This window comes from Caballeronia sp. dw_19, assembly GCF_018449515.1.
Taxonomy (GTDB): domain Bacteria; phylum Pseudomonadota; class Gammaproteobacteria; order Burkholderiales; family Burkholderiaceae; genus Caballeronia.
In genome coordinates this window covers 1-13,481 of sequence record NZ_JAAVUQ010000048.1, presented here as the reverse complement: position 1 = coordinate 13,481, position 13,481 = coordinate 1, and the positions used below count along the sequence as shown (strand labels likewise).

The 13,481-nt window shown below is 59.7% G+C and carries 13 protein-coding genes; 8 read left to right on the top strand and 5 right to left on the bottom strand.

Going from position 1 to position 13,481, the window contains the following annotated elements; genetic code table 11:
• Window position 1 precedes the first annotated feature (1 nt).
• Window positions 2–202, top strand: a complete 201-nt coding sequence (locus tag HB376_RS35985) for a hypothetical protein (RefSeq protein WP_213768467.1) — start codon at window positions 2–4, stop codon at window positions 200–202.
• Complete coding sequence (locus HB376_RS35980) at window positions 195–1,676, top strand: MFS transporter (RefSeq protein WP_213768466.1); 1,482 nt, start codon at window positions 195–197, stop codon at window positions 1,674–1,676. The genes HB376_RS35985 and HB376_RS35980 overlap by 8 nt, the downstream gene beginning before the upstream one ends.
• A gap of 141 nt (window positions 1,677–1,817) precedes the next feature.
• Here the strand turns inward: HB376_RS35980 and HB376_RS35975 are convergent, their stop codons facing one another.
• Both HB376_RS35975 and HB376_RS35970 read right to left on the bottom strand, forming a co-directional pair.
• Window positions 1,818–2,414, bottom strand: a complete 597-nt coding sequence (locus tag HB376_RS35975) for a nitroreductase family protein (protein ID WP_213768465.1) — start codon at window positions 2,412–2,414, stop codon at window positions 1,818–1,820.
• A 138-nt stretch (window positions 2,415–2,552) separates the two neighbouring features.
• Entirely contained in the window at window positions 2,553–3,836 is a 1,284-nt protein-coding gene (locus HB376_RS35970; RefSeq protein WP_213768464.1) for an MFS transporter, read from the bottom strand.
• Window positions 3,837–4,038: 202 nt separating this feature from the next.
• Between HB376_RS35970 and HB376_RS35965 the strand changes: the two genes are divergently transcribed.
• Together HB376_RS35965 and HB376_RS35960 are read left to right on the top strand one after the other, a co-directional pair.
• The gene (locus HB376_RS35965; RefSeq protein ID WP_213768505.1) at window positions 4,039–4,626 is read left to right on the top strand and encodes a TetR/AcrR family transcriptional regulator; all 588 of its coding nucleotides are present in this window, start codon (window positions 4,039–4,041) and stop codon (window positions 4,624–4,626) included.
• Window positions 4,623–5,177, top strand: coding sequence for a DUF1415 family protein (locus HB376_RS35960; protein ID WP_213768463.1), 555 nt, complete (start codon window positions 4,623–4,625; stop codon window positions 5,175–5,177). Before HB376_RS35965 ends, HB376_RS35960 begins: the two co-directional genes overlap by 4 nt.
• 2 nt (window positions 5,178–5,179) lie before the next feature.
• On the opposite strand, the gene HB376_RS35955 is transcribed toward HB376_RS35960, so the two are convergent.
• Window positions 5,180–6,076, bottom strand: coding sequence for an SAM-dependent methyltransferase (locus HB376_RS35955; protein ID WP_255631765.1), 897 nt, complete (start codon window positions 6,074–6,076; stop codon window positions 5,180–5,182).
• Between the two features lie 444 nt (window positions 6,077–6,520).
• On the opposite strand from HB376_RS35955, the gene HB376_RS35950 reads away from it, so the two are divergent.
• Window positions 6,521–6,841 (top strand): hypothetical protein, encoded by a 321-nt coding sequence (locus HB376_RS35950; RefSeq protein ID WP_031362147.1) that lies wholly within the window; start codon window positions 6,521–6,523, stop codon window positions 6,839–6,841.
• A 77-nt stretch (window positions 6,842–6,918) separates the two neighbouring features.
• Here the strand turns inward: HB376_RS35950 and HB376_RS35945 are convergent, their stop codons facing one another.
• Window positions 6,919–7,626, bottom strand: a complete 708-nt coding sequence (locus tag HB376_RS35945) for an FCD domain-containing protein (protein WP_213768462.1) — start codon at window positions 7,624–7,626, stop codon at window positions 6,919–6,921.
• Between the two features lie 169 nt (window positions 7,627–7,795).
• On the opposite strand from HB376_RS35945, the gene HB376_RS35940 reads away from it, so the two are divergent.
• The 3 genes from HB376_RS35940 to HB376_RS35930 are packed head-to-tail and all read left to right on the top strand — an operon-like array spanning window position 7,796 to window position 11,507.
• The gene (locus HB376_RS35940; protein ID WP_213768461.1) at window positions 7,796–8,818 is read left to right on the top strand and encodes a zinc-binding alcohol dehydrogenase family protein; all 1,023 of its coding nucleotides are present in this window, start codon (window positions 7,796–7,798) and stop codon (window positions 8,816–8,818) included.
• A 16-nt stretch (window positions 8,819–8,834) separates the two neighbouring features.
• On the top strand, window positions 8,835–9,953 hold the full coding sequence (locus HB376_RS35935; protein ID WP_213768460.1) for a mannitol dehydrogenase family protein: 1,119 nt from the start codon (window positions 8,835–8,837) through the stop codon (window positions 9,951–9,953).
• A gap of 12 nt (window positions 9,954–9,965) precedes the next feature.
• On the top strand, window positions 9,966–11,507 hold the full coding sequence (locus HB376_RS35930) for an altronate dehydratase family protein (protein WP_213768459.1): 1,542 nt from the start codon (window positions 9,966–9,968) through the stop codon (window positions 11,505–11,507).
• Between the two features lie 248 nt (window positions 11,508–11,755).
• On the opposite strand, the gene HB376_RS35925 is transcribed toward HB376_RS35930, so the two are convergent.
• On the bottom strand, window positions 11,756–13,369 hold the full coding sequence (locus tag HB376_RS35925) for an NAD(P)/FAD-dependent oxidoreductase (RefSeq protein ID WP_213768458.1): 1,614 nt from the start codon (window positions 13,367–13,369) through the stop codon (window positions 11,756–11,758).
• Between the last annotated feature and the right edge of the window lie 112 nt (window positions 13,370–13,481).

Here is a 13,481-nt window from a genome sequence, read left to right as displayed (position 1 = left end):
GGTGAGCGACGGCAGCGTGAACGCGGCCGACGTCGCAAACAAAAAGTGGAGCGCGTTTTTAGCACGTAACGCGCAGTACATCAACAACCAATCAAAAACATGGCCGGGGGAATGGATTTTGCTCGAAAACCCGGTAATTAATGCTCTGCCGGAGGCGCGTGCAGCCGGTTATTTCCACGTCATAGGCCAAACGCATGAATGATGCTACGACCATCCGCACGATTGAAGGAGAAAAGGAAGCGCCGGCGAGGATCATTGAAACCGATCTGCCCGGAAGGCTCGACCGGCTGCCGTGGGGCCGCTTTCATACGCTGATCGTGCTGGCGCTCGGAATCACGTGGCTGCTCGACGGGCTTGAAGTGACGCTCGCCGGCGCAGTGGCCAGCGCGTTGAAAACCAGTCACGTGCTGAAGTTTTCGAACGCCGATGTCGGGTTCGCCGGTAGCGCCTACATTGCGGGTGCGGTGATCGGCGCGCTGGGTTTCGGCTGGCTTACAGACCGGCTCGGGCGTCGCAAGCTCTTTTTCATCACGTTGTTTTTGTATGTAGCGGCCACGGCGGCTACCGCCGTTTCATGGAATCTCGCGAGTTTTGTGCTGTTTCGCTTCCTGACCGGCGCGGGGATCGGGGGCGAATACACAGCGATCAATTCCACGATCCAGGAGTTCACCCCCGCCCGCGTGCGCGGCTGGACGGACCTGGCGATCAACGGCACGTTCTGGGTGGGCGCGGGATTGGGCGCGGCGGGTTCGATCGTGCTGCTCGATCCTGGCTTGCTGCCGCCCGATTACGGCTGGCGGGCGTGTTTTCTGATCGGCGCAATCCTGGGATTGCTGATCCTTTTCATGCGCATGTGGGTGCCCGAAAGTCCACGCTGGCTGATCACGCATAACCGTGTGGACGAGGCGAAGGAGATTGTGGAGGGCATCGAGGGGAAGTTTCGCGAACATGGTGTGACATTGCCCGCCGATCCCGTCAAGCCACTGCGCCTGCACGCCCGCGATCACACGAAACTCAGTGAAGTGCTCCACTCGCTGTTTCATTCGCATCGGCGGCGCTCGCTGGTCGGGTTGACGCTGATGACCGCCCAGGCGTTCTTCTATAACGCGATCTTTTTCACCTACGCGCTGGTGCTGACCGATTTCTACGGTGTGCCAGGGGATCACATCGGCTGGTATGTGTTGCCGTTCGCCGTCGGCAATTTCCTCGGGCCGATCATGCTCGGCAAACTCTTCGATATCCTCGGCCGGCGCAAGATGATCGCCTTCACCTACGGTATGTCGGGTGTTTTGCTGACCATCAGCGGATATATGTTCGAGCAGGGCTGGCTGACAAGCACCACGCAGACTATTTCCTGGATGGTGATCTTCTTCTTTGCATCGTCGGCGGCGAGTTCGGCGTATCTCACCGTCAGCGAAACCTTTCCCCTCGAGATTCGAGCGCTGGCCATTGCGATTTTCTATGCCTTCGGGACGGCGCTGGGCGGCATTGCCGGGCCGGCGCTGTTCGGCCGGCTCATTGACACACATCAGCGCGGCGCGGTGTTTGTGGGCTATCTGATCGGCTCTGCGCTGATGGTGCTGGCGGCGGTTGTCGCGGGAATCTGGGGGGTATCGGCGGAACGTAAATCGCTGGAGGACGTGGCGCGGCCGTTGTCATCGGCGGAGGGGGATTGAGCGTTTCCTGCGCGTTCCTGTAGCCAAAAATAAAAAATCCCCGAAACGTCGAGCTTCGGGGATTCAGGGACTTCGCGGCAATCGATTCGGATCCTATCCGACAACCGCGCTTGTCCAGCATGTGCAGCTTGCTCAAACCGCTTATTTGAACGCCTTGCCCCAAGCGCCATCGAATGCGATTTCGCCAATCGGCGCGCGCGAGCGCGGTGCGTTTTCGCGCTCAAGCAGAACTTCGTCGAGCAAGGCGGGATCGCCGTGATGTCCCAGCGCGATCATCGCGATCACTTCTACATCGTCCGGCGGCGAGAAAGCCTCGCGGAACGCGTTGGTATCGAAACCGGCCATTTGGTGCGCGACCAGACCGAGCGCGTGAGCCTGGAGCGTCAGCGACAAACCCGCCGCGCCCGCATCGTACGGAGCCACGCGGTTCACATCGCCCTTAGGCGTCAAGGTCTTCGCCAGCACGCAAATCAGCACGGGTACGTTCGCGTTCCAGCCCTGGTTGAACGGCACCAGCGTGGCGAAAGCCTTCTGGAAAGCGGCTTCATCGTGGTTACGATCGAAGGTCAGGAAACGCCACGGCTGCATGTTGTACGAAGACGGCGCCCAGCGCGCGGCCTCCAGCACGCTATGCAATTGCTCGCGGCTTACCGCCTTGTTCGATATCGCCCGCGGGCTCCAGCGGCCGGCCAGCAGCGGATCGATTGCGACTTCAGTAGGTGCGATTTTTTCGGTCATGCGGCAGTCCCTGGTTGGTTGATCCGGACAGCGTGCGCTCACAGGCACGCTGCAAGACCATAAGAATAACCAAGCTGGCAAACCCGCGCTGCGAGATTGAATTCGCTACCCGGCCGACACGCCGGCGAGCGGCCGATGTCAGGTCGCCACTGCCCGTAGTGAACGCGGAGCTTTGTTGATCCGCAAGACCATCACGGCGGCGACAATACACAGGCTGCCGGAAATCATCGTCGCGACGGTGTAGGTGCCGAGACTCGCGCGCAGCATGCCGCCGCCAAGCGCCGCGAACGCCGCGCCGAGCTGATGCGCCGCCACGACCCAGCCAAACACGATAGGCGCCGACTCCTTGCCGTAGACATCGGTAGCGAGCCGGACGGTCGGCGGCACGGTTGCCACCCAATCCAGCCCGTAGAACACCGCGAAGACCGGCAGTCCATAGAAGTCGATACCAAACGCGTGCGGCAGGAACATCAACGACAACCCGCGCAAGCCGTAGTACCAGAACAGCAGCACGCGAGCGTTGAAGCGATCGGACAGCCAGCCGGACAGCGTGGTGCCGAAGAGATCAAAAATGCCCATGGCGGCGAGAAGACCCGCGCCCTGCACTTCGGTCATGCCGTGATCGGCGCACATTGCGATCAGATGCGTACCGATATACCCATTCGTGCTCGCGCCGCAGATAAAAAAGCTGCCTGACAGCAGCCAGAAATCACGCGTCTTGCTCGCCATGCCCAACGTGCCGAAAGCGAGCTTGATCGGATTCTTCTGTGCGACGGGAACGGGCGGCGGCGCATCGGCGGCTTCACCGAACGGGCGCAGCACGAGATCGGCGGGACGCTCCGGCAGCAGCCACGCCACCAGGGGCAACGCCACCGCCGCAGCCGCCGCGACGACCAGCACCACTGGACGCCATCCGAAACGCTCCGCAATAGCAGCGAGCACCGGCAGGAACACAAGCTGGCCGGTGGCCGAACTGGCGGTGAGAATCCCCATCGCCAGTCCGCGATGCGTCGTGAACCAGCGATTCACCACCGTGGCCGCCAGCGTCATGGCAGCCACTCCGGTGGCGCCGCCCACCAGCACGCCCCACACCAGGATCATTTGCCACGGTGCGGTCATCAGCGCCGACAACGCCACGCCTGCCGACAGCGTCCCCAGCGCGACGAGCACCGTGGGGCGCACGCCGAAGCGCTGCATTGCCGCGGCGGCGAACGGCCCGGTCAGGCCGTACAGCGCCAGGTTGATGGAGATCGCGAGGGAAATGGTCGCGCGGCTCCAGCCGAATTGCTGTTCGAGCGGCAACATCATGACGCTGGGTGTCGCACGCGTACCGGCCGCCGCGAGCAACACAAGAAACACGACCCCTACCGATATCCACGCGTAATGCATGCGGCCCGAAAGCCGCCTGGCTGCCCAATTCATCCTTCGCTCCGGTTTCTTCTGGTTATCTTGCAACAGCGTTTCGACCATGTTTCGACGAACGTTACCGCCCAGTCACATTTAGGTTGCGAGCTTAGTGACTGCTCGGTAACATGTCAAGAATCCCTTCAGAAGTAAAGGACATGCCGTGGTACGCGTATCGAATGAAGACACTGTCACCGATAAAAAAACCGTCCGCCGGCATATGGACGGCGCCACCGCGCAGGAGCAATTGCTCGACGCCGCGGAGCAGCTGTTTTATCGCGACGGCATTCGGGCGGTCAGCGTGGACGCTGTGGTCGAACGCGCGGGCGTGAACAAGATGAGCGTGTACCGGCAGTTTTCGTCGAAGGACGATCTGGTGGTGGCGTATCTCACGCGCATGGACGCGCGTTTTCGGGAACGGGTCGAACGCAATATCGCGAAGCATCCGGATCAACCGGCGAAGGCGCTTGTGCAGAGCATTGCCGACCTTGTCGAACGGGCATCGAATCCGGATTATCGCGGCTGTCCGTTCGTGAACGTGGCCTGCGAATTCGCGGATCGCGAGCATCCGGCGCGGGTATCGGTGGCGCACAACAAGCAGTATCTGATGGCGCGGCTGCTGGAGTTATCGACTGCGGCGGGCGCGGCCGACCCTCGACTTCTCGCCGATTCCCTCGCGTTGCTGATAGAAGGCATATACGCCGCGAGTCAGACGTTCGGCCCCGGTTGCGGACCGATGCGCGCAGCGCCCGCCGCGGCCGCGCTACTCGTGCAAGCCGCTTGCGGCGAAAACAGGATTGAACTGTGAACGAAGAGATTATCGATTCAACGCGGAATTGGCTCACGCGGGCAGTCATCGGGCTGAACCTGTGCCCGTTTGCCAAGGCTGTGTATGTGAAGGACCAGATCCGCTACGCCGTCAGCGAAGCGCGCACGTTCGAAGAGGTGCTCGCCGATATCGAAACCGAACTGAAGCATCTGGCGGACACCGATCCGGAAAAGACTGACACAACGTTGTTGATCGTCCCGCACGCGCTCGCCGATTTCGCCGACTACAACGACGCCCTTCATTTCGCCGATACCCTCCTGAGACAACTCAAGCTGGAAGGTGAACTACAGATCGCGAGCTTTCATCCGAACTATCAATTCGATGACGCCGAGCCCGACGACATCGAAAATTTCACGAACCGCGCGCCGTACCCAATCTTCCATTTGCTGCGTGAGGCAAGCATTGAACGCGCAGTGGAAGCATTCCCCGACGCCGCCGATATCTACGAGCGCAACATGGCCACGCTGCGCCGTCTCGGCCACGCAGGCTGGCTCGAACATCTGAAACGCGACGCAAGTGTCAAGCCATAACGTCAAGTCGTAAAGAACCGCTCGCGCATCTCTTCCAGACCGAGCGTCTCCAGCACATCGGACAAACGCTGCGCGGGTTTTCCGCGCGGCAGATCCTTGAACTGCGCGATGATCAACTCGTTTTTCATCGAGTGCTCCCAGCCGACAAGTTCCGTCACGCTGACCTGGTACCCATGCGATTCCAGTTGCAGGCAGCGCAGCACATTCGTGATCTGACTGCCGAATTCGCGCGTATGCAGCGGATGCCGCCACATCTCCGTCAGCACGTTCTTCGAAAGCGAATGCCCTTTGTTCTTACGTAGAACCGACGCCACTTCGGCCTGACAACACGGCACCACCACAATGGCTTTCGCTTTCTTCTGCAAAGCGAAATGAATCGCGTCGTCGGTGGCGGTATTGCATGCATGCAGTGCCGTGACAACATCCACGGTTTCAGGCAAACGGTCTGACGTAATCGATTCGGCCACCGATAGATTCACGAACGACATACCCTCGAATCCCAGCCGCGCGGCCAATTCCTCCGACTTTTCGACTAGCTCCGAACGCGTCTCAATGCCAAAGATATGTGACCGATCGCGCAGAGCTTTGAAGTAGAGATCGTAGAGAATGAAGCCAAGGTAAGACTTGCCCGCTCCATGATCGACCAGCGTCACCGAACCCTCTTTTGCATGAATTTCCGCAAGCAAAGGTTCGATGAACTGAAACAGGTGATAGACCTGTTTCAACTTCCGACGGCTGTCTTGATTCATCTTGCCGTCGCGCGTCAAGATGTGCAGTTCCTTCAAAAGTTCGAGGGACTGACCAGGACGAATGTCGTGCTTGGCCGATGTTTCCGGCTTTTGATCGGACGAATCCGTTGATGCAATGGGCGCGTTCGGCGCCCGGGACTTCTTGGCCATCGTCTGGATACCGTAGTGATTCTGTAGGCAGGGTCGCGCGGAATTTTCGGCGCGAAGTGTGCGCTAACCGCTGGTTGTATCGATGTAAATCGGCAAGTTTACCCAAAAGCGCATAGACGCACCCGCATGACGCAGCATCGGAAACTGTCGGAGGTTTCGAGTCTCCTCAACAGGCACTGAGGAACCCCGGTTTTTGATGGAACATTTCGTGCATTTAGAACGGGACAACCAACGGGATGGACGGATATTACGGCGGCACAAGGCCGCGACTTTTATAGCAGGACCCCTGGTAGCAAGGCAGGCGCGACCAATCAATGACCTCCGCAACGCGCGAGGCCATGCCAGTGAAACACACCGGCGAACGTCGACGCACGGCCTGTTACGTAACACCTAACGCACACGGCGTGTTCCCACGGGGAACGCGCGAACAAAATGAGGACGGCGATGGACCCAATCCGAGACAGTAAAGCCGAACAGCAGTTTCAGGAAATGCTTGCAAAGCTCACGTCAATGCCCGAGTGGAGCGAAAAACAGCAACTTGAACTCGAAATGGCCCGAGAAATTTCCGGCGAAATGTTGCGGCTCGCGGAAGTCATGCGCGACGGCACCACCGACATGGAAACGTGCCTGACCATGCTCAAGTACGCGAAAGTGATGGATTTCGTGTTGACAACCCTCGCCTCGCGGCGCGAGATTGCGCCGCAGACGCTGCGCGTAATCTTCAAGCTCGCCGGGCTGAAAGTGGACGAGGCTTATCCTGGTTGAACGGTTGCTTGCATACTGGTTGTACGTAGTTCGGCGGCCAGTCCGGGTTGATTGCGGACTGGCTTGATGCAATATTTTCAATGCTTGCGGCGCGTCATCAGCCGCTCATACGACGCCTTCAAATGGCGCTGCATCGACGCTTGGGCCTGAATGGCATCGCGCGCTTCGAGCGCGTCCAGTATGTCCTTATGCTCGCTTAACGCGGCCACCCAGGTTTCCTCCCCCTCAAAATGCACGCGCAGTTTGGATGACAGCGGGCTATGCCGTTCATCGAAAAGACCCGCTACCGTGCGCACCAGCACATCGTTTCCTGACATCTGCGCGACGGCTAAATGAAACGCGCGGTCCGCCGCCAGCGGAATTTGCCCGTCCGCCACTTCCCGCGCCATGTTTTCGTAGATCTCGCGCAGCGCCTTGAGCGCTTTCGGTTTGCCGAACGCCGCAACATTCGCCGCTATCGCCCCTTCGATCACCATTCGAGCGGTCATGATTTCGAGCAGACTTTCGCCGAATTCCGTTCCCGGCGGCGGATTCGGGCGCGACCCGGACGCGGGCGGCGCACAGATATAGACGCCCGATCCCATCCGGATTTCCACGCGCCCTTCCAGCTCCAGCGCCACCAGCGCCTCTCTCACCGACGGCCTCGACACCCCCAGCATCAGCGCCAGCTCACGCTCGGACGGCAAGCGGCCGTTCGGCGCGAAGCCTTGTTCTTCGATCCGCGCGCGGAGTTTATCGGCGATCTGAAGGTAGAGACGACGCGTCTCAACGGGTTTGACAGCCACGAAGGCTCCTTATGTGGGCAGGCAGGCCGGATCGGCGGAAAGTCTGAATTCTAAACAACGATGCCCCGATGGTCAGGCCAAACCCCTAGCCAGCGCTAATTGGCTTGACCAATTCCGTTTTAGGAAACTAACATGCGTTCTGGTAAGGCCAAAAAATCATCCTATTCCCATGAAAACTGTCATCTGCGAACAACCCGGCTCGCTCGTCCTGATTGATCGCCCATCGCCTGAACCCGGTATCGACGACGTTCTGATCCGCATCAAACGTGTCGGCGTGTGCGGTACGGACTTGCATATCTATACCGGGAATCAGCCGTATCTATCGTATCCGCGGGTGATGGGGCACGAGTTGTCGGGGATCGTGGAATCCGCGCCGGCCGGCGCACGCGTGGCAAAGGGCGATCAGGTTTACGTGATGCCCTATCTGGCGTGTGGGAAATGTATCGCGTGCCGGGCTAAAAAGCCGAATTGCTGCATGAATATTCGCGTCCTGGGCGTCCATACCGATGGCGGCCTCGTCGAGCAACTCGCCGTGCCGCAGGCGTTTGTGTTCAAAGCCGACGGCGTGACGCTCGATCAAGCCGCAATGATCGAATTCCTGGCCATCGGGGCGCACGCTGTCGCGCGAGCCGATGTGCAGCCAAAACAGCGTGCGCTGGTGGTCGGCACCGGGCCGATTGGAATGGCTGCGTTGATCTTCGCCAAGCTGCGCGGCGCCGAAGTCACCGTGCTCGATGGCCGCGAGGACCGGCTGCGATTCTGCGAGACGCTGCTGAACGCCGACCATGTCGTGCGCCTGGATACAACCGGCGCCGCCGCGGATGCAAAACAGCTTGCGGAACTCACGGGCAACGAGTTTTTCGATATCGTCTTCGACGCCACTGGCAACGTGAAAGCGATGGAGCGCGGCCTGGAATTCGTCGCACATGGCGGAAAATACGTGCTGATATCGATTGTTAGTGACCGAATCTCCTTCGCCGATCCCGAGTTTCACAAACGCGAGACGACCCTGCTCGCGAGCCGCAACGCCACGCCGGACGACTTCGAAACCGTGCTGAAGGCCATGCGAGCGGGATTCATTCCCACGGCGGCGCTGAACACGCACACGCTCAAGCTGAGTGATTTGCCGAACGAATTTTCCAAACTGCTCGACCCATCTGCGGGCGTGATTAAAGCACTGGTCGAGTGCTGACACGACCGTATAGACGATGAGCAATCCGATTCTCCAGTTCGGCACGAGCCGCTTTCTTCAGGCGCACGTCGATTTGTTCGTTGCGGAGGCTACGCGACGTGAGCCATCGCAGGCGCTCGGACGGATTACCGTCGTGCAGAGCACATCGAATGCGCAAAGCCGGGCGCGGATCGACGCGTTGCGCGCCTCAAGCATCTATCCCGTGCGGATTCGCGGCCAACAAGGCGCGGCGACGATCGACGTCACCGTTCAATGCGACGCGATCACCGAAGCCCTCAACGCCGCCGATGACTGGCCAACGCTACGTGAGCGCGTGCGGCACGACGTCAAGGTGATCGTGTCGAACACCGGCGATACCGGCTACGCCTCCTTTGAAGACGACATCGCGCGAAGCCTTGAGGAAAACTCCGTCCCGCGCGGTTTTCCCGCCAAGCTGGCGCTCTTGCTACACGACCGGTTTATCGCGAGCGCGGAGCCGATGACCTTGCTGCCTTGCGAACTGGTATCGCGTAACGGCGACACATTGCGCGACCTGGTTATCGGCATGGCGAAGCAATGGCGAGCAGACGATGCGTTCATCCGCTATCTGCAACACGATTGCATCTGGGTAAATTCGCTGGTCGACCGCATTGTCTCCGAGCCGATACATCCCGTTGGCGCCATTGCCGAGTCCTACGCGTTATGGGCAATTGAACGCCAACCCGGCATGGTCCTTCCATGCGAGCACGAGGACATCGTCCTCACCGACGATCTCGCCCACTACGAGCGCCTCAAACTTCTGCTGCTCAACCTCGGCCATACGATGCTCGCGGAACTCTGGCTCGCAGATCCTGCCGCCGCCGATACCAACGTCCGCGACGCCATGCGCCACGAAGCATGGCGTACGACATTGGAATCGACATGGCGCGACGAAGTGCTGCCCATCTTCGATGCCCTCGGCGAGCACGACGCCGCACGCGCCTATCTCGTCGATGTCCGGGACCGTTTCGAAAATCCGTTCCTGGATCACCGGCTCTCCGACATCGCGCGTAACCACGCAGAGAAAAAACAGCGCCGTTTCAAACAGGCTGTCGAGCTCGCGCATCAACTCGGCTTGAATATCGACCAGCGGCGGCTTATCGCGGCGCTGTCCTGAGGAATACTTACCATGCCTATCGATCACACCGTTATCCGCCTTCATCCAAACGACGATGTCGTGATCGCGACGCGTCAGCTCATGTCGGGCGCCCGCATTACGTCTGAAGTCGAACCGCTTGTGGTGAGCGGGCTGATTCCGCCGGGCCACAAGATAGCGACGCGCGACATCGCCAAAGGTGAAGCCGTACGGCGCTACAACCAGATCATCGGGGTGGCACTGAATGCCATCTCGCGCGGCCAGCATGTTCATGTCCACAACCTCGGCATGGCGAATTTCAAGCGCGAGCACGAGTTCGGCGTCGATATCCGCGAAACCCATTTCGCCGATAAACCCGCCACATTCATGGGTATTCGTCGCGACGACGGTCGTGTGGCCACGCGCAATTACATCGGTATCCTGACGAGTGTGAACTGTTCGGCCACAGTGGCAAGGGCTATCGCCGATCACTTTCGCCGCGATGTCCGTCCTGAAGCGCTCGCCGATTATCCGAACGTGGATGGCGTGATCGCGTTGACGCATGGTCTGGGCTGCGGCATCGATTCTCTCGGCGACGGCATCGCGATCCTGCGTCGTACCCTCGCGGGTTACGCCGTCCATCCGAACTTTCATTCGGTACTGTTCATCGGCCTGGGCTGCGAGACGAATCAGATCTCAGGCATCCTCGGTTCGGCCGGCCTAAAAGATAACGGCGCGAAACTGCGCAGCTTCACGATCCAGGACAGCGGCGGCACACGCAAGACGATCGAGCGCGGCATCGCGATGGTGAAAGAACTGCTCGCCGATGCCAACCGCGTCGAACGCGAACCCGTGCCGGCGTCGCATTTGGTGGTCGGATTGCAATGCGGGGGTTCGGACGGTTATTCGGGGATCTCGGCGAATCCAGCACTGGGCGCGGCCGTCGACCGCCTGGTTCAGCATGGCGGCACGGCGATTCTCTCGGAGACGCCCGAGGTCTACGGTGCGGAGCATCTGCTCACGCGACGGGCGGTGAGCCGGGAAGTCGGCGAAAAACTGCTGACGCGCATCAAGTGGTGGGAGGATTATTGCGCGCGAAACGGTGCGGCGATGGACAACAATCCATCTGCAGGGAACAAGGTCGGCGGCTTGACCACGATCCTCGAAAAGTCACTAGGCGCGGTGGCGAAAGGTGGCACGACAAAGCTCGTGGAGGTCTATGAATACGCTCAACCTATCGATGCGAAGGGTTTTGTGTTCATGGACTCGCCCGGGTACGACCCGGTCTCGGCGACAGGCCAGGTTGCGTCGGGTGCGAATCTGATCTGCTTCACAACAGGACGTGGCTCGGCTTACGGCTGCGCGCCCTCGCCTTCGCTCAAACTCGCCACGAACACGGCGCTGTGGGAGCGGCAGGAAGAAGACATCGATATCAACTGCGGTGGGGTTGTCGACGGAACGGCATCCATCGATCAGCTTGGAGAAGCCATTTTCCAGATGATGCTGGACTGCGCGTCGGGGGTTCCATCGAAGAGCGAAGCGCACGGTTACGGGCAGAACGAGTTCGTGCCGTGGCAGGTGGGTGTGATTACGTGATGGGTTTTGATTGGCGCGAGTGACGCACAATGACCGTGGTTTGCTTCGGTGCCTTAATCGTTTCGATGCCATTGATCTCGGCTAAGGCAATCCTGCGCCATTTGCATTCCCGCGCCGAGGCATCGCGAGAAGTAGATCCGCCATCGTCCGGCGACCGTGCCTCAGTCGCGGGTAACCCGTCGGGCACTGGCGAATAAATACGTCGTCATGGGCAGCATTCGATCATCAGGCCGACGCGGCACAGCGCCTTAACCCGCCATCATTTTCAATGCCAGCGCCTCGGCCACTTCTATCCCATCGATCGCGGCCGAATAAATACCACCGGCATATCCCGCACCTTCGCCCGCGGGATAAAGACCATCGACATTCACGCTTTGATAATCGTCCTTTCGGCGAACTCGTATTGGTGACGACGTGCGCGTTTCGACGCCCGTCAGCACCGCATCGTGCATAGCGAAGCCGGGAATCTTCTTGTCGATCTGCGGCAATGCTTCGCGAATCGCCTCAACCACGTACTCCGGCAATGCGCTGGTCAGGTCAGTCATACGAACGCCAGGTTTGTACGACGGTTCGACGGACCCCAGCTCGGTAGACGGCCGTCTCGCAATAAAGTCGCCGACCAACTGCGCCGGCGCGCAGTAATCGCCGCCGCCAAGCTCGAACGCGCGCTCCTCCCACTGCCTTTGAAACGCGATCCCTGCTAGCGGACCGCCCGGGAAATCGTCCGGCGTAATTCCGACGACAATGCCCGCATTCGCATTACGCTCATTGCGCGAATATTGGCTCATCCCGTTCGTGACGACACGTCCCGGTTCCGATGCTGCCGCGACCACGGTTCCACCCGGACACATGCAAAAACTATAGACCGCCCGACCGTTGCTGCAATGATGGACGACTTTGTAATCGGCTGCGCCTAATAGCTTATGGCCGGCAAATTTGCCGAACCGGCTCCGATCGATCAATCCTTGCGGATGCTCGATCCGAAACCCGAGTGAAAACGGTTTTGCTTCCATGTAGACGCCGCGATCGTGCAGCATCTCGAACGTATCTCGTGCGCTATGTCCCACCGACAACACGACGTGGTCGCAGCGCAGCGTTTCGCCGTTCGAAAGCGTGAGACTTCGCACCTTGCCGCCATCGATCTCAATATCTTCGACACGCGATTCGAAGCGCACCTCACCACCGAGTTGATGAATTGTCGCGCGCATTTTCTCGACCATCCCCACCAGTCGGAACGTACCGATATGCGGCCGGCTCAGATAGAGAATGTCTTCGGGCGCGCCGGCAAGCACGAACTCTTCGAGCACCTTACGCCCGTAGTGCTTCGGGTCTTTGATCTGGCTGTAGAGCTTGCCGTCCGAAAACGTCCCGGCACCGCCTTCGCCAAACTGCACGTTCGACTCGGGGTTCAGCACGTTTTTTCGCCACAAGCCCCAAGTGTCCTTGGTCCGTTCGCGAACAGCCTTGCCACGTTCCAGGATGATGGGACGAAAGCCCATCTGTGCGAGAATCAATCCGGCGAACAAACCGCACGGTCCCATGCCGATCACTACAGGCCTCGGCGATGTCATCGACACCGGTGCCTTCGCGACGAATTTGTACGCCATGTCTGGTGTAACGCTGCAATGCGGCTGGTCGTCGAGATAACGAAGCGCTGCGGCTTCGTCCTTCACGTCGACATCGACGATGTACGTGAGTTTGATGTCTGAGCGCTTGCGCGCATCGTGCGCGCGACGGAATACCGTATAGCGGATCAGACCATCGGCGGGGACATGAATAAGCGCGAGACGTGAGCGAATTGCCGACTCGAGTTCGCTTTCCGAATGCTCAAGCGGCAGCTTGATTTCGCTTAGACGTAGCATGGGGACCTGTTTTACAAAAGCCGTGAAGACATCCGGCTAAAGCGCTATTTTAGCGTGTTGAAGAACGCGTAAGCCGATGTGTTGTGGCGTTGGGATGCGAGTTGTATGAAGC

Bases quoted from the DNA above. Each gene is read 5' to 3' on its own strand.
- HB376_RS35980 (WP_213768466.1), top strand. From the start codon at position 195: ATGAATGATGCTACGACCATCCGCACGATTGAAGGAGAAAAGGAAGCG.
- HB376_RS35975 (WP_213768465.1), bottom strand. From the start codon at position 2,414: ATGACCGAAAAAATCGCACCTACTGAAGTCGCAATCGATCCGCTGCTG.
- HB376_RS35970 (WP_213768464.1), bottom strand. From the start codon at position 3,836: ATGAATTGGGCAGCCAGGCGGCTTTCGGGCCGCATGCATTACGCGTGG.
- HB376_RS35965 (WP_213768505.1), top strand. From the start codon at position 4,039: ATGGACGGCGCCACCGCGCAGGAGCAATTGCTCGACGCCGCGGAGCAG.
- HB376_RS35955 (WP_255631765.1), bottom strand. From the start codon at position 6,076: ATGGCCAAGAAGTCCCGGGCGCCGAACGCGCCCATTGCATCAACGGAT.
- HB376_RS35950 (WP_031362147.1), top strand. From the start codon at position 6,521: ATGGACCCAATCCGAGACAGTAAAGCCGAACAGCAGTTTCAGGAAATG.
- HB376_RS35940 (WP_213768461.1), top strand. From the start codon at position 7,796: ATGAAAACTGTCATCTGCGAACAACCCGGCTCGCTCGTCCTGATTGAT.
- HB376_RS35935 (WP_213768460.1), top strand. From the start codon at position 8,835: ATGAGCAATCCGATTCTCCAGTTCGGCACGAGCCGCTTTCTTCAGGCG.
- HB376_RS35930 (WP_213768459.1), top strand. From the start codon at position 9,966: ATGCCTATCGATCACACCGTTATCCGCCTTCATCCAAACGACGATGTC.
- HB376_RS35925 (WP_213768458.1), bottom strand. From the start codon at position 13,369: ATGCTACGTCTAAGCGAAATCAAGCTGCCGCTTGAGCATTCGGAAAGC.